Origin of the sequence: Dyella sp. C9, from assembly GCF_003332825.1 — a bacterium.
GTDB lineage: Bacteria > Pseudomonadota > Gammaproteobacteria > Xanthomonadales > Rhodanobacteraceae > Dyella.
The window spans coordinates 149838-169219 of the sequence record NZ_QIRF01000006.1 but is presented as its reverse complement, the minus strand read 5'-3'; the positions used below and the strand labels follow the sequence as shown (position 1 = coordinate 169219).

11 protein-coding genes are annotated in these 19382 nt (G+C 66.5%); 8 read left to right on the top strand and 3 right to left on the bottom strand.

All coding sequences use genetic code 11. The features are described 5' to 3' along the window. Window positions 1-13: 13 nt before the first annotated feature. The 8 genes from DVU99_RS10335 (at window position 14) to DVU99_RS10300 (ending at window position 9999) form a co-directional block, all read left to right on the top strand. Complete coding sequence (locus tag DVU99_RS10335; RefSeq protein ID WP_255412913.1) at window positions 14-472, top strand: type IV pilin protein; 459 nt, start codon at window positions 14-16, stop codon at window positions 470-472. Window positions 473-732: 260 nt separating this feature from the next. Beyond that, entirely contained in the window at window positions 733-1257 is a 525-nt protein-coding gene (pilV, locus tag DVU99_RS10330) for a type IV pilus modification protein PilV (protein ID WP_114240127.1), read from the top strand. After that, window positions 1254-2375 carry a PilW family protein gene (locus DVU99_RS10325; RefSeq protein WP_198670264.1) on the top strand — a complete coding sequence of 374 codons (1122 nt, stop codon included), beginning with the start codon at window positions 1254-1256 and terminating at the stop codon, window positions 2373-2375. Before pilV ends, DVU99_RS10325 begins: the two co-directional genes overlap by 4 nt. Before the next feature lie 4 nt (window positions 2376-2379). Next, window positions 2380-3084, top strand: coding sequence for a PilX N-terminal domain-containing pilus assembly protein (locus tag DVU99_RS10320; protein WP_114240125.1), 705 nt, complete (start codon window positions 2380-2382; stop codon window positions 3082-3084). A gap of 46 nt (window positions 3085-3130) precedes the next feature. After that, window positions 3131-8527 carry a pilus assembly protein gene (locus DVU99_RS10315; RefSeq protein ID WP_157971400.1) on the top strand — a complete coding sequence of 1799 codons (5397 nt, stop codon included), beginning with the start codon at window positions 3131-3133 and terminating at the stop codon, window positions 8525-8527. An 11-nt stretch (window positions 8528-8538) separates the two neighbouring features. Further along, window positions 8539-8949 carry a type IV pilin protein gene (locus tag DVU99_RS10310; RefSeq protein WP_114240123.1) on the top strand — a complete coding sequence of 137 codons (411 nt, stop codon included), beginning with the start codon at window positions 8539-8541 and terminating at the stop codon, window positions 8947-8949. A 41-nt stretch (window positions 8950-8990) separates the two neighbouring features. After that, on the top strand, window positions 8991-9386 hold the full coding sequence (locus DVU99_RS10305; RefSeq protein ID WP_114240122.1) for a DUF4124 domain-containing protein: 396 nt from the start codon (window positions 8991-8993) through the stop codon (window positions 9384-9386). Beyond that, window positions 9379-9999, top strand: coding sequence for a GspH/FimT family pseudopilin (locus DVU99_RS10300; protein ID WP_114240121.1), 621 nt, complete (start codon window positions 9379-9381; stop codon window positions 9997-9999). Before DVU99_RS10305 ends, DVU99_RS10300 begins: the two co-directional genes overlap by 8 nt. A gap of 159 nt (window positions 10000-10158) precedes the next feature. On the opposite strand, the gene recD is transcribed toward DVU99_RS10300, so the two are convergent. From recD to recC, 3 genes are read right to left on the bottom strand one after another with little or no spacing between them, the layout of a single operon-like run. Further along, a complete protein-coding gene (gene recD, locus DVU99_RS10295; protein ID WP_114240120.1) occupies window positions 10159-12156 on the bottom strand; it encodes an exodeoxyribonuclease V subunit alpha in 1998 nt (665 codons plus the stop codon). Further along, entirely contained in the window at window positions 12146-15802 is a 3657-nt protein-coding gene (gene recB, locus DVU99_RS10290) for an exodeoxyribonuclease V subunit beta (RefSeq protein WP_114240119.1), read from the bottom strand. The genes recD and recB overlap by 11 nt, the downstream gene beginning before the upstream one ends. Next, the gene (gene recC, locus DVU99_RS10285) at window positions 15799-19257 is read right to left on the bottom strand and encodes an exodeoxyribonuclease V subunit gamma (RefSeq protein WP_232823545.1); all 3459 of its coding nucleotides are present in this window, start codon (window positions 19255-19257) and stop codon (window positions 15799-15801) included. Before recC ends, recB begins: the two co-directional genes overlap by 4 nt. Between the last annotated feature and the right edge of the window lie 125 nt (window positions 19258-19382).

The following is a 19382-nucleotide window of genomic DNA, read 5'->3' as shown; positions in this document are numbered from 1 at the left end:
AGGCCATTTCACGGTGGCTGCGGCTCGACGCCGGGGGGCGCAGGCAGGAAGGTGGCGAAGCGCGGGTTTTACCTTGATCGAGGTCATGATGGTCGTGGTCATCATGGGGATCCTGGCGGCGATCGCCTTTTCGTCCTACACCAGGCAGGTGGCGAGGACACACCGCGTTGCTGCCGAGGGCTGCCTTTCGCAGGCGGCAAGTTACATGGAGCGCTATTACACGACGTACATGCGCTACGACCAGACCGGTTCCAGCGCTTCCGCCACCGCCAACACGCTGCCCCAACTGGACTGCATGACGACATCGCAGCCGGGTCTGGAGTACGACTACTCGCTCAGCAGCCTTTCGGCGAGTACCTACCAGCTCAACGCCAAGCCCAAGGGCATGCAGGCCACGCGTGACGTGCTGTGCGGCACGCTCAGCCTGAATCAGGCAGGGGCCCGCTCTCCGTCGACCACGGGTTGCTGGTGAGATGACCGCGCCACCTCGGGCCGGCAGTGATCGTTGTGCGGGTGGGCCAAAGCCTGGTTGGATTGCGTTAGTTATTGCGAATTTCCACGGGCGCCGCCAGGACCTCGGCCGCACGTAATTCACTGATATGTGAACCATTGCTCAGGTTTGTCGCAATAAATTGCCGCTTGGCGGGAAAATGTGACCGTCGGTCAACGCAAGGACTTGCGAATCCGTCCCGCTGAGCGGATGCTTCCCGCTGGAACCAGGGGGAAGCATCCATGCCTATGCGATCGCGCCAGCGGGGCGTCTCGCTGATCGAAGTGCTCGTGGCCATCGTCGTCTTCAGCGTCGGCGTGCTTGGCCTGGCGCTCATGCAGATCAAGGGCGCGCAGTTCACCAAGCAGGCGGGCGCGCGCAGCCAGGTGATCGTGGAGACGCGCAACCTGATCGATGCGATGCGGGCAAATCCCGTCGCAGCAGCCGGTCCACGGAGCGCGGCTGATCCGACGGCGCCGACCGCCAACGAGTGTCCTTACTGTCTGAGCGGGGATGCCGAACCGGCGGCATCCAGTTGCACCAGCGCATGCACGGCGCGACAGGTGGCCCAGAACGATCTGGCGCGCTGGTATGCGCGGCTCAAGGCGAGCGTGCCGGGGCCGACCGAGGGCACGCTGGCCACGGTGAGATGGGACAACGGCCTGGGCATGTACCGGGTGACCTCGCGCTGGGCCGGCGGGGCCATGGGCGACGACGCGCCCACCGGCAACGACGATCTTTCCTACACGCTCAATTACCTGCCATGAAACCGCGCCGCATATACCTCCTGTCCCGGCGCCAGGCCGGCATGTCGTTGATCGAGCTGATGGTGTCCATGGTGCTCGGCCTGATCGTCGTGGGCGGTCTGGTGCAGGTGCTGATTGCCAACCGGCGGGCCTACCAGATCCAGCAGGGCAACAATTTCCTGCAGCAGAACCTGCGCTTCGCCAGCGACCGCCTGGGCTGGTCGCTGCGCATGGCCGACTTCTGGGGCGGCATGGAGGCGCAGGAGGTGCAGGGCGTGCTGGGCTCGGGCTCAGGTGCCTCGGGCTGCAACACGGCCTGGGTACTTGCCGGCAAACCGGCCGCGGGAAGTGGCGCCGTGTTCGGTTACGACGGCAGGGCATCGTTTCCCATAGCAGGCTGCGTGGCCAATGCGGACTACGTGGCCGGCAGCGACGTGCTGGTCGTGCGCTATGCCGACACCGATGCCTGCGACGTGGCCGATGGCGCCACGACGGTGCTCACCAATACCTGCTCGCCTTCCAGCCACTACCTCGTCACCACCGTGGGTCAGCAGGCGCAGCTGTTCCAGGGTAAGAGCATCCCCGCACTCGGCGGCAGCACGCGCCGTTATGTCTATCCCTACCGGGTAGAGATGTATTACCTGCAACCCTGCGCCGACCGTGGCAATGGTTGCAAGGCCAGCAGCGACGATGGCCAGCCGCAGCCGACGCTGATGCGCATGCGCCTTACCGAGAACGAGGGCATGGTGCGCGAGCCGCTGGTTGATGGCATCGAGCAGATGCAGCTGGAATACGGCCTTTCCCCGGCGAACCCGGCCAGCGCGCAGGAAGCCAACCAGGTTGTCGATTACCGCAGTGCCTCTGCCATGCAGGCCACTGACTGGCCACGCGTGCTGGCGGTGCGCATCAACCTGGTGGCGCGCGGCCGCGAGCGGGATCCCACCCTGTCCCACGCCGGCACGTTCGCGTTGACCTCCCATTGCTCCTACACGCTGGGCGCGGGCGGCACGTTCGCGCTCACCAGCACCAGCACCGATTGCGACGGATTCAGCATGGCCGGCTTGTCGCGGCCGGACCAGTTCGTCCGCAGCCTGCAGCAGCAGGTCGTCCAGGTGCGCAACCGCGTTCGAGGTGGCTAAGCCCATGCGTCGCAGCATTCCCTCCGCAACCTCTCGTGTCCAGCGCGGCGTCGCGCTGTTCGTCGGCCTGGTCTTCCTGACCGTGCTTTCGGTGGTGGCCCTGGTGGCCATGCGCGGCACGCTGATGGAAATGCACATGGTCAACAACGTGGCCGCCCACGAACGAGCCTTCGAGGTCTCCGAGTCCTTGCGCGCGGTACCGGTGGCCCTGTTCGACGAACACACCTTCAACCGCGGCTGGCCCCTTGCGGCCATGGGGGGCACCGTGCCAGACACCAATTTCGGCACGTTCCCCCGATGCGGCAGCAAGCCGGTTGGCAGCAACGGCGTGAGCTGCAATGTGCTCACGGCGACGGCCATCCGCTCCAGCGACGACACGGGCCTGGTGAATTTCTACGACATCGCCTTCCGCGCAGAAGAAAAGCCCTATGACCCGTCGACCTGGATGGGCAATGCACCCGACGTGACCATCACTGTCTGCAACAGCGGCGCATGTACCAGCGGCGGCAGCGCAAGGATCTGGATCCGCCCGGACGGTACCGCGCTCAGCGACGGCAGCGGGGCCGCACAGGCGGCGGGTTACCGGGGTGAGGGCAACGCCGCGGCCAGCGGCGGAGGCGCCATGTACTTCCAGATCCTGAGCGAAGGCACGGCCAACGCCTCCCGTGCCGTGACGCTTTCCCAGTACCGCCAGCGCATCAGCAATTAAGGCCGTGACGAACATGGACAGAAACGACCTCTCCGGACAGCCCGCCATGGATGCAGCACGACGCACGCGCTGGCGTGGGATGCTGGCTTCCTTCGGCCTGGGCATGGCGGCCACGCTGGCGGCGGGCCCGATCGCTTGGGCACAGAGCACTGCGACTGCAGCAGCCCCTGGTTCCGTCATCGCGACCAACCGCAACAACCAGACGGCATCGGCCGGCAACTACACCGCCTATCCCACGCTCAACGCCAGCGCGGTGGCGCCGCTGGTGATGCTGGTGATGTCGCGTGATGAGCAGCTCTTCATCAAGGCCTATACCGATTACACCGACCTCGATGGCGACGGCCTGATCGATAGCACCTACAACAACAACTTCAGCTATTCAGGCTATTTCGACCCGGATCTGTGCTACGCCTACGGCAGCAGCACTTTCAAGGCCAGCGGTGCGGCCAGCAAGCACCAGTGCGTCAGCGCACAGGCTGGCAAGTGGAGCGGCAACTTCCTCAATTGGGTGGCCATGAGCCGCCTGGATGTGGTGCGTTACGTGTTGTACGGCGGCTATCGCAGCACCGACGACAGCAGCACGGTGCTGGAGCGCGCTGGCATCCCGAACGACTTGCATGCCTGGGCCAAGGTCTACACCGGCAGCGACGTCGACAAATATACGCCGTTCTCACAGAGCAGCAGCAACAACGGCATTTCGTTCTGCAACGCCACGGTGTCGTCCGGTGGCGTGCCGCAGATGCGCGTCGCCCGCGGCAACTGGAGCGAATGGGCCTCCACGGCGGCGCGCCAGTGCGACTGGAAGGAAACCATCGGTTCGGCCAACGAGGACAATAGCTACCGCGACGATGCGTCGAAGTCCAATGACGGCCTGGGCGACAAGGAATACACCGTACGCGTGCAGGTGTGCGACGCGGGTAGCTCGGTCCGCGAGGCGTTCTGCCAGCGTTACGGCACCAGCTACAAGCCGGTCGGCCTGCTGCAGCGCTATGGCGAGAACGGGCAGATGCGCTTTGGCCTGCTGACGGGCAGTTTCTCCGCGCCGCGTAGCGGCGGCGTCCTGCGTCGCAATATCGGCAAGCTCGCAGGCAACGGCACGGCTGATGCCAATGGCAACTTTGCCGGTTGCGCGACCGGTGACGAGGTCGACCTGAGCACCGGACAGTTCTGCGGTCAGGCCAGCGGCACCGAGGGCATCATCAACACGCTCAACCGCATCGCGCTGACCCAGTGGAACTACACCAGCAAATGGAGCGATTGCGACGACTACGGCATTCTCAACCGCGAGACCAGCAGCAGTGCGGGAAGTGGCCAGAAACGCCTGAAGAATCCGGGTTCGTCGGGTTCCGGTTCGCAGAACTGCAGTGCCTGGGGCAATCCGCTTTCGGAAATGTATGCCGAGGCGCTGCGCTACGTCGCCAATGACGGCGCCAAAACCAGCGACTTCAACATCAGCGGTGACCTGAGCGGCCTGCCCAGTGTGGACTGGAAGGATCCCTATGGCGTCGACAGCGCCACGGGCAGCGTGCGCAACCCGTATTGCGCCGGTTGCAGCATCATCGTGCTTTCCACCGGCCTCAACTCGTTCGACAGTGACGAGATTCCGGCCATTTCGGCATTGGGTACGGATGCGGCATCCAAGGCCACCAAGGAAGTCGGTGTCGCCGAAGGCATCAGCGGCAATTACCTGGTCGGTCGCGTGGGCCTGACGCCGAAGAATACGGCGATCAACACCTATGAGGATTTGTGTACCGCCAACGCCGTCACCGACCTGAGCCTGGTGCGCGGCATCTGCCCGGACATCCCGTCAATGGAGGGCAGCTACCTGATTGCCGGCCTGGCCTATCGCGCGTGGACCAACGACCTGCGGCCGAACCTCAAGACACCGGGCGGCCTGGACCGTCCCAAGGTGTGCGATGCCAACGGTGCCAATTGCGTCAGCTACAAGAACAAGGTGCAGACCTACGCGGTGGCGCTGGCGGAGAACCTGCCCAAGTTCCAGATTCCGGTAGGCACCGGTTCGATCACGCTGGCCCCACTGTGTCAGGCCAACAACTCCGGCTCGGCAACGGCAAGCAGCAGTGGTTGGCGCAGCTGTTACCTTGGCGCGGTGGGCATCGGGCAGAAGACCTCGGCGATCTCGCCCAACAACTACATCTACGGTCGTGCCATGGAGAGCAATGCCTCCGCCGGCAGCTTCTCGCTGGTCTGGGAGGATTCGCTGTGGGGCAACGACCACGACAACGACGTGGTGGCGATGCTCACGTATTGCGTGGGTTCCAGGTGCAGCGACAACCAGCAGACCGGCCGCAAGAAGACCAACGGCAGCGCCTACACTGGCTATGACATCTGCTGGCGATCCGATTCCACCATTTGCGGTTCGGACGGCAAGCCCTCGGTCGGCACCAATGAAGTGCTTGTGCGCATCGAGGTTCTCTCCGCCTACGCGGGCAATGCGATGCTCAGCGGATACACCGTCACCGGCTCTAACGATGACGGCGTCAAGCGCGTGGTGCTGCGCCCGGGTGACAAGAACGGCAGCGTGTTGACCAAGAGCGTCGACCCCGATGCGAACTGGAACCTGCCCAAGGTGGCCAAGTACAGCCTGGGCAGCGGTGGCGCCAGGCAGTTGGAAAACCCCTTGTACTATGCCGCCAAGTACGGCGGTTTCTCAGACGTGGCCCAGAGCGACGGTACGATCGCGACCGCGCCCTGCGATCCGCCGAAATGCGCCGTGTCCAATTGGGACCGCGTGGACAACAACACGGGACAGCCGCGCGCCGTGGGTGGTGGTGACGGCCTGCCGGACAACTTCTTCCCGGTGCGCAACCCCGCGCTGCTGGGTGAGCGCCTGGCCGATGTGTTCAACAAGATCCTGGCACGTTCGGGTTCGGGTACCTCGGCAGCCGTGGTTTCCACCAGCGCGGGTGGCGATGGCCTGACCTACCAGGCCCTCTACCAGGCGCAGCAACAGAACAAGAGCGGCAGCCAGAAGGTGAGCTGGACCGGCTCGCTCAACGCGATGTGGACCGATCCCGCGGGCCACATGCGCGCGGGTGGCTACAACGTCAACGGCGTGCCCACCCTCGGCACCGAGAAGCAGAGCCCGATCGTCCTGTTCTGCACCAACGCCCAGGGTGAGTCGCGCTTCATGACCTATACGGACGCCAGCACGGTGCCGGGCTCGATTCCAGCGGCGCAGTGCACGGGCAGTACGCTTGATCAATTGCAGCCGGTATGGTCTGCGCAATCCCTGCTGTCGGCCGGTGGCTACCAGACGCAGACCCAGCGCAGTTACAACGCCGCGGCCACGGCCAGCAGCGGCCGTTACATCTTCACCTGGGTGGACGAGAACCATAACGGCCAGGTCGATGATGGCGAGCAGAAGGATTTTGCCTGGGCGAGCGGCGCCTTGAGCGGCACCGGGACCTGCACGGGCAGTGCGTTTACCGGCAACTTCCGTTTCCTCAATACCTGCAGCGCCGATGGCGCCGCCAGCCTCGTCAGCTGGGTGCGCGGTACCGAGCTGGTGGACGCCAGCGGCAAGGCGGATGCCAATTGGCGCTCGCGCACGCTGGACGGCAGCGTGTATCGCCTGGGCGACATCATCAACTCCACGCCGCTGGCCGTAGGCACGCCCGCCGAGGCGTTCGATCTGCTGTATGCCGATGGCAGCTACAGCGGTTTCCGTCGGGTCTATCAGAACCGCCGCCAGATGGTTTACGTCGGTGCGAATGACGGCATGTTGCACGCCTTCAACGGCGGCTTCTATGACGCCTCCGCGCATCAGTTGAACACCCAGCCCAAGACCTGCAGCAAGGATGGCGGTTGCAAGGCCGATACCGGCTTCACCGCCCATCCGCTGGGTGCCGAGGTCTGGGCCTACGTGCCCGGCAATTTGTTGCCGCACCTGCGCTGGCTGGCCGACCCCACCTATGCGCACATGTTCTACGTGGATGGTTCGGCGATTTCGCAGGACGTGCGCATCTTCAAGGCCGACAAGGACTGTGCCGCCGGTGGCAGGACCCAGTGCCATCCTGATGGCTGGGGTACCGTGCTGATCGTGCCGTTCCGCTTCGGCGGCGGGCCCATCGGTCTCGACACCAAGCTGAGTTCCAACGGCGTTACGGTACAGAACTCGTTCCCGGCCTACGTAGTGCTCGACGTCACCAACCCGGAGGCGCCGCCCAGCGTGCTGGCGGAGTTGACCAATCTCACCGAGGTTGGCGCCGGCTGCAGTGGCAAGCTGGTCTCGTGCAGCGACCTGACGCGGGTGATCAGTACCTACACGTCGTCGTTGCCGGCCGTGGCGATGTTCCGGCCACGAGCCACCAGCAATCCCGATCCCAGCAAGTTCTACCTGTTCACCGGATCGGGCACCACCGACAACGGTGGCGTCGGTACGGTGGAGGGCGGGACCGCCAGCTCCAGCGCAGGCCTCGCCATTCGCGGCTTCGACATGGCAAACCTCGCTTCGCGCGATGCCACGCCGGTGACCTGGGGCAACGGCACCACGGTGGAGAGCCTGACCAACACCGGAGGCACCGGCAATGGCGGGCAGAGCTTCGCGGGCGACCTGATCGCCTCCGACTTCAACCTCGACGGCATCGCCGAGTCGTTGTACTTCGGCAGCGTCAAGGGCTCGTCCACCACCTTCAGCGGCGGCCTGTGGGCGATCGATTTCGGCGGCTCGACCGACCCCTCCGCGTGGCTGCCGCGCCAGGTGCTGTCCGGCCTGGGCAAGCCGGTGACGATTCGTCCCACGCTGGGCCTCAACGACAGGCAGCAGCGGATGGTGTTCTTCGGTACCGGCCGTGCCTACACCAAGGCCGACATGAGCAGTCAGCAGCAGCAGGTGATCGCCGCGGTGATCGACGGCGGCGGTACGGCGGCCTTCTCCGGCCTGCAGGACGTCACGAACATCGACATCACCGTGGACGGCAAGGTGCTGAACGCGGGTACCGACGTGACCGATACCAGCGCACTGCAGGCATTGGCGGCCAAGGCCGGTGGCTGGTACTACAACCTCAGTACCACCGATGCCAGTGGCAAGGCGATTCCGTCCGAGCGCGTGGTCAGCACCCAGGCCTTGTCCGATCGCGTGTTGTTGACCAGCACTTACCTGCCTGGCACCGACACCTGTACCGACCAGGGCGAAGGTTTCCTTTATGGCATGGATTACAAGTCCGGCTCGCCCAATCCTGGCCTGGCAGGTTTCCTCGGTTCGCACAGCACGACCAAGGGCATGATCATCAATCGCTCCGTGTCGCTCGGCGCGGGCCTGCCATCGCAGCCCAGCCTCAAGCGCAGCGTCAGCAACGGCAGTTCGCAGCTTCGCGTCTGCGTGCAGACCTCCACCGGAGCCATCATCTGCTACGACGTGCCAACCATGAACGGGGTCAACAGCGGCGAGATTTCCTGGCGCGAGCCTTTGGACAACTGAGGAAGCACATCATGGAGCGCCAGAAGGGTTTCAGTCTTATCGAACTGTTGGTGGTGGTGCTGATCATCGCGATCCTCGCGGGCATCGCCATACCGACCTACCAGCGCTACGTGGTGCGCGCGCACCGCACGGAGGCGCGGCGCGCGTTGCTGGAGTTGGCCGGCAAGCAGGAGCGCTACTACTACTCGCACAACAGCTACACCGACGAACTCGACCTGCTGTCCACCGAGTCCACCATCGATGGTGGCCGCTACGTCATCGAGGTGTCGTCCGCATCGGCGACCGACTTCACCCTCACCGCCACCGCGGCTGGCCTGCAGCAGCATGATGATGCCGCCTGCCAGTCGCTGGTGCTGACCAAGGCCGGTGCACGACGCTCGACGGGCACCGCCGAGAACGATCCGCAATGCTGGGGCGGCTGAGCATGAGGGGCCATGCCAGGAACAGGCGCCGGCGGCGCTGGATGCTGCTGCTGTTGTTGCTGGCGCCGGCCGCGTGGGCACAGCAGGTCTACAAGTGGACCGATGCGCAGGGCACCGTGCACTACAGCGAACAGAAGCCGGTGGGCGATGCGAAGGTCTTGCGTCTGCAGGATCACGCGACGGGCGAGGCTGCCGAGCCGTCGCCGGCCGAGGCGACACGCGACCAGCAGGCGGGCGAACCGGCGCTGGAGCGTGCCGAGCACGAGCAGCGCGCACGCATGTGCGGCAAGGCACGTGACAACCTCAAGCTCCTGGATAGTCCTGCACTGGTGCTCAGCCATGCCGATGTGAATACCGCCACCCGGTTGAGCGACGAGCAGCGCGAGCAGGCGCGCGGCGAAGCGCGAGACCAGATCAGGATGTATTGCAATGACTGAGCCCAGCAACCGGGCGGCGGGACACGGCTGCCGCCTACGTGGCTTCACCCTTGTGGAACTGGTCATCACCATCGTGGTGCTGGCCGTGCTGGCGGCAGCGGCCATGCCCAGCTTCATGGGCCTTATCCGCCGGAACGAGGTGACGTCGCAGGCCAACAACCTGCTGGCCGACCTGCAATACGCGCGCAGCGAGGCGCTTACCCGTCGCGCCTTCGTGTCGCTTTGCCCGCGCGCGCCCGATGCAGGTGCTGCCGACGAGTCCTGCGGCGACGCCGACAGCGACAACTTCGATGGAGGCTGGCTGGTCTATGCGGCCAGCAGCGCCCATGCTGCCTACGACAGCAGCGATGCCGACCATCCATTGCTGCGTCTGACCGCGATACCCGCGACGGTGTCGATGCGGGCAGGCGACGGCGGCATCCTCACCTTCAACTCACGCGGCGAACTGGTGGGAAACGACGGCGACGTCGTGCTCGCAGCCTGCTACCGCAGCGGCTCCGATACCGCTGCGGCAGGAGAGAGCTCGTCGATCGTGCCAGGAAAACAGGTGCGCGTCGCGAGTAGCGGCCGGGTCGCCGTGAGCAACTTCGGCGAGGACAGCAGCTGCGGTTGATGGCACCCATGCCGACGCAGGCGATGGCATGGGGCGCCGCTTGAATGCCACATGGGCGCCGAGGCGCGAAGCCCGCGCCTTTTGGACGATGGAATGCGACGATGCGGGTTACCCGCCCTTGGCAGGGCAGGCGGACAAGACGAAGTTGTTCGAAGCTTCCTATGGGAGCGCGCGCGGCGCCTGCCGGTCAAAGGCCCAGGGCAGGCCGGACTGCCGTCGGCTGAGGTTGTCCAGGCTCCAGGCGACGGTCGCATAGGGCGACAGCAGCGTGAACTGGCGCCGTGCGCGTGTGATGCCGGTATACAGCAGTTCGCGAGTCAGCACGGCACTGGGTTGGTCGGGCAGGACCAGGGCGGCGTGGTCGAACTCGGAGCCCTGTGACTTGTGTACCGTCATGGCGTAGACAGTCTCGCGCTCGCCCAGGCGCGAAGGCAGCACGAAGCGGATGCGCGTGCTGTCGTCTCCACCCAATCCGGGTACTTCGAAGGCCACGCGCAGTTTCATGGCGCCGTGCTCGTCGGGCACGCGCAAGGCAATCCCCACGTCGCCGTTCATCAGGCCCAGGTTGTAATCGTTGCGAGTGACCAGCACCGGACGGCCTTCGTACCATTCGCGATCGGCCTCGATCAGGTGTGCCTGTTGCAGGATGCCGGCGATCTGGCGATTCAGGCCCTCGGTGCCGAAGGGCCCCTGGCGCAACGCACAGAGCAACTGGAAGCTGCCAAAGGCATGCAGCACGCCACGGGCCCAAGCGTGGAAATCATCGATGCCGGCCAGCGGTGTCGGCCGGTTCGCATGGAGCCACTGCAGGTAATGGCGGTAGCCCTGCAAGGCGCTATCGGCCTGTGCGTGGCCGGCAAAGCGCCGATGACCGCCATCGAGCGCGAGCTCGGCGAGGCGAGGCCCGTCCGCGCAGGCGTCGATCCACGCCACGTCGGCGTGTGGCGTGGCGAGCAGCGCTCGCACCTGGTCCGCGTCGCCGCTGTTCACCGATTGCGCCAGCCGGCCGATGCCGCTGTCGGCGCCGAAGCGATGACTGTGGCGAAGCATCGCCACGTGCTGGTCCAACGGTTGCGCGTCGTCGCGAACCCAGGCATCGACGATGTCGCCGCTGGTCTCGCGAAGCCAATGCGCCGTGTCGGGGCTGTAGTGGCCGGCTTCGGCCCGGCGGCACAGATCGCCGAGCACGGCGCCTGCCTCCACCGACGACAGCTGGTCCTTGTCGCCGAGCAACACCAGGCGGGCATCGTCGGGCAGCGCAGCGAGCACGGCGGACATCATTTCCAGGTCGATCATCGACGCTTCATCGATCACCAGCACGTCCAAGTGCAGTGGGTGTGCGCTGTCGTGGCGGAAGCGCCGGGTGTCGGGGCGCGCGCCAAGCAAGCGATGCAGCGTGTCCACCTGGCTGGGAATGCTGTTGCGTACCGCGTCGTCGACGTCAAGTCGAGCGACCTGCGTGCTGATCGAGGCCTGCAGTCGGGCGGCGGCCTTGCCGGTGGGCGCAGCCAGCCGGATGCGCAGCGGCCTGGCCGCCTGCTGATGGTGCAGGGTCTGCAGCAGGCCGAGCAGGCGCACGACCGTGGTGGTCTTGCCGGTACCGGGGCCGCCGGTGATGACCGTGAAGGCGCCGCGCGCGGCCAGCGCGCAGGCCACCCGCTGCCAGTCGGGACCGTGCCCCGGGTTTTGCGGAAACAGCCGTGCGAGCTGGCCGGCCAACTGTGGGGGCGCGTCGGTCGCACGCGCCAGGCGACGGCTGATGGCATGGGCGACACGTTGCTCATGATTCCAGTAACGACGCAGATACAGCCGGCTGCCGTCAAGCACCAGCGGCGAGCCCGCACGCGCAGGGTCGCCTGGCAGGGCTACCAGGATCGACTGGGTGATGCGTGCGGGTTCGGTCGCCACCTTGTGTACGAGATCCCGCCAGGGCTGCGGCCAGGTGGCTTCATCGGCGAGTCGTTCCCAGTCATGCAGTTCGAGGCACAGGTGCCCGTCAGCCTGCTGGCGGCTTACCAGCGCGCCCAGCAATGGCACTACGCCGGACGCATCCGGGGCCTGCGCGGCGAGGAAGCGCGCGAAGGCCACGTCGAGCGGTCGCAGCAAGCCGCATTCGGCGCCCAGTTCGATTGGTGCGAGGACAGCTTCAGGCGGCATGCGCGTGGCCTCCCGTGGCAAACAGCTGGTCCATGGCATCGATCAGCGCGAAGGGCAGGCGCTCGCGGTGGATGCCATGGCCATGGCCATCCACCCCGCGCAGGTACAGGTAGGCCACGCCACCCATGTGGCGCTCGTAGTCGTAGTGAGGCAGGCGGGCGCGCAGCTGGCGGTGCAGGGCCAGCGTGTACAGCGCGTACTGCAGTTCATAGCGCTCGCGCAGGATCGAGTCGCGCATCGCTTCACTGGTATAGGCGTTGGCGTCAGGGCCGAGCTTGTTCGACTTGTAGTCGATCACGTAGTAACGCCCCTGAAGTTCCACGACCAGGTCGACGAAGCCCTTGAGCAGGCCATGGATGCGTTCGGCCTGCAGCGGCTGGCGCGGGCGGCCACCCAGGGTATGGCGGGTGACCAGTTGATCCAGCACCAGCGTATCGACGCGATGCGCCTCGAACCAGAATTCGAGTTCGGCGTAATAGCCATCCACATTGGCGAGGCTGCTGGTGGCGCCATCGGGGAAGTCCAGAGGCATGCGCAGCAGGGCCGGCATCCACTGCGACAGCAGCGGAATCTGGGCTGACCAGCCGCGCCGCTGGCAGCGTCGCGCGATCTCGTTTTGAAGATCGCCGGGATCGGCGGCGACGGTGGCAAAGCCCTCGGTCGCCGACCACTCCAGCAGATCGTGCAGGAAGGTGCCCGCCTCTGCGCCTGCGGGAAAGGCGTGCATGCCGTCCGTCGCCGGGATGGCGAGCTGGCCTTCGTTCGCCTGTTCGCTGACCAGCTCGATCAGCAGGTCCTGTGCGGCGGTTTCCGGCGCGGGCGCAGGCAGCGCGTCCTCGGCCAGCTTGAGCGAGCTGTAGCTGGCCACCCACCAGCGGGACTGCGGCGAACCCTGGTAACGGCGAGCGTCCCACAGCGCGGTCACGCCTTCCGCACGCTCGCGGAAGATCTGCCGCTCGGCAGGCGCCAACGGCTGGATGCGCATGCCGGCGTGTCCATCGCGCAAGGCTTGGAGTCGCGGCACGAGCTGGTCCGGCTGGATCACCTCGCCACCGGAAAGTACATAGCCGAACGCAGATTTGTGCAGCGACGGCGTCTTGCTCGTACCCACCTTGTAGCAGGCCACGCCGAGCCAGCACGCGTGGCGGGCGCGGGTGAGCGCCACGTACAGCAAGCGCAGGTCTTCCTGCAGGCGTTCACGGTCGGCAAGCAGTCGGGCAGCGTCGTCTGCGCGCAGGTCCATATGGGCCTCGCCGTGCCTGTCGTGCCAGACGAAGCTGTCACCGGCCTTGACCTCGCGTGCGCTGCACACGAAGGGCAGCAGCACCAGCGGGTATTCCAGGCCCTTGGACTTGTGGATGGTGATCACCTTGATGAGCGCGGCCTCGCTCTCCAGGCGCACGATCTGCTCGTCGGCGGTTTCCGACAGGGGATCGCCGGCCGAAGCCATCTGCGTGGACAGGTAGCGAATGAGCGCATGCTCGCCATCCAGCGTGGTGGCCGCATGCTGCAACAGCTCGGCCAGATGCAGCAGGTTGGTCAGCGCGCGCTCGCCATCCGGTCGCGCCAACAGGCGGGCCGGCAGGTCGAAGGCGTGCAGCAGGTCGTGCAGCATGGCCAGCACGCCATGGCGTCGCCAGGTCTCGTGCAGCTGGCGGAAGCGCTCGCCACAGGATTCCCAGTGCTGCTCGTCGACGTTGAGCCGATCGAGTTCGGCATCGCTCTGGCCCAGCGTCGGCGTGGCAAGCGCTGCGCGCATCGCGCGGTCGGAGCCGGGCATCGCGCAGGCTTCCAGCCAGCGCAGCAGGTCGGCGGCTTCGGGCGAGGCATAGACCGAGTCGCGGTCGGACAGGTAGACGCTCTTGAGGCCCCGACGCTGCATTTCCTGGCGCACCCTGGCCGCCTCCGTGCCGCTGCGCACCAGTACCGCGATATCGCCCGCCCGCAGCGGGGACAGCGTGCCGTCCGTCGAAAGAAAGCCGCAGCGCCCCTCCTGGGCGGCCGTCAGCAGCTGTACCAGCCACGCCGCGGCGTGTTCGGCCATCAGGTTCGTGTAGGCCGAGCTGCTGATGGCTTCGTCGGCCAATTCGACGGCCAGCTGCATCGGCGGCAGCGGCTCGCCATCGAGCACCAGCTGCTCCGCGCGGCCGCGCGCCGTCACCCGATGAAACGGCAACGCATCGCGACCGAACGCGAAGGCCCCTTCGGCATGTTCGTCGGCAAATTCGAATACGCGATTGACGACGCCGACCAGCGCCTCGGTGGAGCGGTAGTTGGTATCCAGTGTCCAGGTCGGCTGGCGAGCCTGTCCGCGTGCCTGCAGATAGGTATGGATGTCCGCGCCACGGAAGCCATAGATGGCTTGCTTGGGATCGCCGATCAGCAGCAGTCCGGTACGTGTGCGGCCGGCATATACGGTCTGGAAGATACGCCACTGCAACGGGTCGGTATCCTGGAATTCGTCGATCAGGGCGATCGGATATTGCCGGGCGATGGTATCGGCGAGCCGGGCGCCGGATACGCCGTGCAGCGCCTGGTCGAGCCGGCGCAGCATGTCGTCGAAGCCCAGCTGCGCGCGCTGTAGCTTGGTCTGCTCCAGCCTGTGCGTCACCCATCGCGTTGCCTGCGCCAGCACCGTGGCTTCCAATGGCTCCAGGCGATCCAGCGCATCGATGCACTCCTGCACGGCCGCGAACGCCGGATGCACCAATGGCTCGCCGTGCTTGTTGAGTGCCTTGGCCAGCGAGTCTGGCGTGTAGCGCCGGAGGATTGCCGGGTCGGTTGGCCCGCCTTGCGACCACTCGCGCAAGCTGGCGAGTTGGGCCTCCACGTCCTCACGCGGCATCTTGCGGCCGTTGAGTGCGCGGGCGTCCAGTGCCTTGTCGAACATGGCCTCGATCGCGGCGGCGCCGTCGCGCCCGCTGTTCCTGGCGCGGTCCTCCGCTGCGCCTGCGTTGGCGCCGCCGTCGCGAAAGCGATCGATGGCCTGCGCGGACTCGGGCAGCGGCCGGCCATCCAGGCGCAAGCTGGACAAGGGCTGGCGAAGCAGTGGACGCAGCGCCTTCTGCAGTTCGGCCGGACTTTTCCACCAGCCGGCCACCAGCGCAGCGGCCGTGCGGTCGAGAGGAAAAAAATGGCTGCGCCAGTAGTCCCTGACGGTTTCGGCAAGCAGCTCGCTTTCGTCGGTGCTGGTGTCCTGCACGAATGGATGGCCACTGTCGAACGCATGCTGCGCCAGCATGCGCTGGCACCAGGCGTGGATGGTGTGGATGGCGGCCTCGTCCATCCATTGCGCCGCCAGTTCCAGCTGTCGCGCGGCACGGGCGCGCGCATCGTCGCCGGGATAGGCGTCGATCAGCTCGCGCAGGAACGGGTCGGGTGCATGCTGGCCTCGAAGGGCCTCGGCCGCCTCGCCAAGGCGCTCGCGGATGCGCTCGCGCAGCTCAGCGGTGGCGGCCTTGGTGAAGGTCAGCACGAGAATCTGTGCAGGCAGCAGCGGTGTGCCATCCGGCGTGCCATGGCCAAGCACCAGGCGCAGATACAGCGCGGCGATGGTCCAGGTCTTGCCGGTGCCGGCACTGGCCTCGATCAGCTGGATGTCCTGCAGCGGCAACTGCAGTGGCTGCAAGGGGCTGCTGGCGCTCATGCGTGCTCTTCCACGGTGGTGATCGCCAGCAGGGGTTGGTAGAGGTGGAGCCAGTCGGCGAAGCCACCGGCGGTGAGTGCCTCGAAGCTGGGCCAGGCGCGCGCGAGATAGGCATCGTCATCCAGCTCGCCGTGAAGGCGGGCGAACGTGTTGCCTTCATAGGCGAGCTGGGCCTGCTTGCCGGCCTTGTCGGCGTCATCGGCTTGCAGCCAGGCGAACGCGGTGCGGCGGGCCAGCGGCAACGGCGCCTGCATGCCTGCCAGCAATGCGGCCAGCAGTTCGTCCAGCCAGCGCGTCGCATCAGCCGTTTCGATCGGGTGCAACGCCAGCCGCGCGTCCAGGCCGATGACGCGCGTGGTCATGACCATGCCCTGCGCATGGGCCAGCAGATGGATGATCCAGGCGGTGATCAGCTTGTCGTGGCGTGGTGTGCCGTTCTTCTGCAGCAGGCGGCCCCCCGCGAGCTCCAGCCGCGACAGGCCGCCGTCGCCGGCGCGGCGCAGATCGGTGAGCCAGTCCTCCACCCGCACGCCCCGGGCGGCATGCTGGAGCTCGATCTTGTCGCCGAGCAGGGGCCAATGCCCGCAGGCGTCGAGCCAGGCGCGGGCCAGTTCGCGGCCATCGCGCGAAAGTGCCTCCTGGGCCAGCTCGCCGAAGCCGCCGGGTGGCAGCAGGCCTTCGCGTGCAAGTTGCCGGGTGGCCTGGGTAACCGCGCCATCGGCGTCGCCCGTGCGCACCGCGGACTGCACCACGGCGGCCGTCGCCATGTGCTGCTCGAGCGCGTCCAGCACGAAGGGCTCGTCGTCGTCGGCTTCCGCATCAAGCTCGCCGAAGTAGACCTTCAGTCGCTGGTTGTAGAAATGGCGCACCGGTTGCGCCAGGAATGCGCGCAGCTGGGTGATGCCCAGGGCGGTATCCGGTTGCCACGGTGGCAGTGCTTCGACCGTGGCGACTTGGTGCGTGCGGTGGGCGTCCCGCCACTCACGCGCATAGGTGAACAGCCTGCGGTCGGCATCCGCGTCGAAGTAGCGGCGGCTGAAAGGCTGCAACGGATGCACAGTGGTCAGTGCCTTGAGCAGCGCATCCGGCGCGTCATCGTCCTGGCCATGATGCCAACCGGCCGCCAGGTAGTCGCGCAGCTGTCCCACCAGCACGGAGGGTGGCAGCACGCTGTTGTCGCGCACGTTGCGTCCGACCCAACTGATGTACAGCGCGTCGCGCGCGGAGACCAGCGCTTCCAGGAACAGGTAGCGATCGTCTTCGCGTCGCGAGCGGTCGCCGGGGCGCGCGTGCCCGGGCTGGTTCATCAGGTCGAAATCGGCGGGCGCCTGCTGGCGTGGATAATCGCCATCGTTCATGCCGAGCAGGCAAACCACGCGGAACGGGACCGCACGCATCGGCATCAAGGTGCAGAAGCTGATCGCGCCACCCATGAAGCGTTGCGACAGCCGGCTTTCGTCCATGACGCCAAGCCAGTGCTCGCGCACGATGCCCAGTGGAACGGGCTGGGCGAAGTCCGCCTCGTTGCAGGCCTCGAGCCAGGCGTCCAGGGCATCGCCCAGGCGGCCCAGCCGGTCACCGTCCTGTGCATCGTCCGGGACAAAGAACGCCTGCAGCAGGCCTTGCAAGCGGGCATGCCACTCGTCGGGCGACGCCGGCTGGCGCAGCCGTTGCCAGTAGCGTTCCAACTGGTCGAGCAGCAGGGTGATCGGGCCGACCAGGGCGGCGTCCAGGCCACCCACCTCATCGTACGGTGCGATGTCCTGCCAGCTTTCGCCGTCGCCGACGGCATAGCCCAGCAGCATGCGGCGCAGTCCGAAACGCCAGCTGTTCTGCTCGATCGGCGGCAATTCCAGGCTCTGTTTCTGCGTCGCATCCAGGCCCCAGCGGATACCGGCGCCCTCGATCCAGCGGCGCAGGGTCGGCAGGCCGCCATCGTCGATGCCGAAGCGCTGGCGCAGTGCCGGCACGTCGAGGAGGTCCAGCAGGTCGCTCACCGCGAACCGGGATTCGGGCAGCGACAGCAGGTGCTCCAACGCCACCATCAGGGGCACGGCACCGCGCGTCGGCTGGTCGGCCACGGCATAGGGCAGGTGACGTGGATCGCCCGCTGGCAACCGGCCGAACACGGCCTGCACATGCGGCGCGTAGGCCTGGATGTCGGGCACCATGACGATGACATCGCGTGGCGACAGGGGCGTGCCCTGTTGCTCTGCGCGTTCGAACATCGCCAGCAACTGGTCGTGCAGGATCTCCACTTCGCGCTGGGGACCATGCGCGACGTGGAATTGCAGCGAATGATCCTGCTCGCGCCACGGCTTGCGCTGCGCTGGTTCCGACGGCAGCGGTTCCAGCTCCAGGATCGCCTGCTGCACCTGGTGCAGCAGCCCGTCGCCTTCGGCATCGGCGAACAGGTCGATGCTGCGGTTCCACGCGGCAAACCGTTGGCGATAGTGCTCGGGGCGATCGAAGCTGTCGAGCAGGCGGATGTAATCGCGTCCCTGCCGTCCCCACGCGGCAAGCAGCGGGTTGGCATGCAGGTGCAGGTCCTCGTAGCGCGGTTCGTGCGGCGAGCCTGGCTTGCTGGCATGGCGACGTTGGCTGGCCTTCAGCAGTTCGCGATCCTCGATGATGTCGGCCCAGTAATGCCGGCAGGGATTGGCCACCAGCAGCATGACCTGGCTGAAGCGCGCGAGCGCGGTCAGCGCCTCCAGCGTTTGCTGGGGCAGCGAGGAAATGCCGAAGACCACGATGCGCCGGGGAAGACTCGCCGGGCGCACGGCAAGTTGCCCGATGCGTTCGAGGAAGGCCTGGTGCACCGCGGCGCGATGGTTGTGGCGTTCCGCTTCCACGTCATCGAGCAACAGCTGCCACAGCCGCGCCTGCCAGCGCTGATCCTGAGGCAACGCCGTTTCGCGGCCACGCAGTTCGTCGCGCAGGCGGTAGTGACCGTGCTCCCAATCGGCCAGCCAGTCGGCGCGATAGACCTGGTACTGGTCGAACAGGTCGGCTACGCGCTCGGCCAGTTGGAAGCGCTTTCGTTCATCCGGGTCGTCGCGCAGGAAGTCGCGCAGCGGTGCAAAGTCGGGTTCGTGCAGGTGCGCAGGCAGCAGGCGCAGCAGGCGCCAGCTCAGGCGCGACTTGTCGAATGGCGAAGTGGTTGGCACCGCCTCGCGGCCCAGCACGGCGCGATAGGCGGTCCACAGGAAGCGGCCGGGCAACTGCACGTCGATCGCCGCGCTGATGCCCAGGCCACCTTCGCTGGCAGGCCGCGCCAGTGCCCACTTCAGCCATTGGGCGATGCCGTTGCTCTGTACCAGCATCAGCTCGTCTTCCAGTGGGCGCAGCGGCGTGCGCGCAAGCCAGGCGGTCAGCAGGTCGCGGAGGTCTTCCATGCGGTTGCCATGGATCACCATCAGGCCCGGTTCGATCGGGGCCTCCAGGGGCAGGTCCATGCTATGGCTCACGTCGGGCAAGGGGCGGCTTTGCTCATGGAGGCATTTTCGCCGAGTGGACACGGGATGTCGCGCATCATCGCCCGGAGCCGTCGCAGATCCCGCGACCATGGTTTTGTTGCGCC

Excerpts from the sequence above, each read along its gene's own strand:
- pilV (WP_114240127.1), top strand. The coding sequence starts at position 733 with ATGCCTATGCGATCGCGCCAGCGGGGCGTCTCGCTGATCGAAGTGCTC.
- DVU99_RS10325 (WP_198670264.1), top strand. The coding sequence starts at position 1,254 with ATGAAACCGCGCCGCATATACCTCCTGTCCCGGCGCCAGGCCGGCATG.
- DVU99_RS10320 (WP_114240125.1), top strand. The coding sequence starts at position 2,380 with ATGCGTCGCAGCATTCCCTCCGCAACCTCTCGTGTCCAGCGCGGCGTC.
- DVU99_RS10315 (WP_157971400.1), top strand. The coding sequence starts at position 3,131 with ATGGATGCAGCACGACGCACGCGCTGGCGTGGGATGCTGGCTTCCTTC.
- DVU99_RS10310 (WP_114240123.1), top strand. The coding sequence starts at position 8,539 with ATGGAGCGCCAGAAGGGTTTCAGTCTTATCGAACTGTTGGTGGTGGTG.
- DVU99_RS10305 (WP_114240122.1), top strand. The coding sequence starts at position 8,991 with ATGCTGCTGCTGTTGTTGCTGGCGCCGGCCGCGTGGGCACAGCAGGTC.
- DVU99_RS10300 (WP_114240121.1), top strand. The coding sequence starts at position 9,379 with ATGACTGAGCCCAGCAACCGGGCGGCGGGACACGGCTGCCGCCTACGT.
- recD (WP_114240120.1), bottom strand. The coding sequence starts at position 12,156 with ATGCCGCCTGAAGCTGTCCTCGCACCAATCGAACTGGGCGCCGAATGC.
- recB (WP_114240119.1), bottom strand. The coding sequence starts at position 15,802 with ATGAGCGCCAGCAGCCCCTTGCAGCCACTGCAGTTGCCGCTGCAGGAC.
- recC (WP_232823545.1), bottom strand. The coding sequence starts at position 19,257 with ATGGACCTGCCCCTGGAGGCCCCGATCGAACCGGGCCTGATGGTGATC.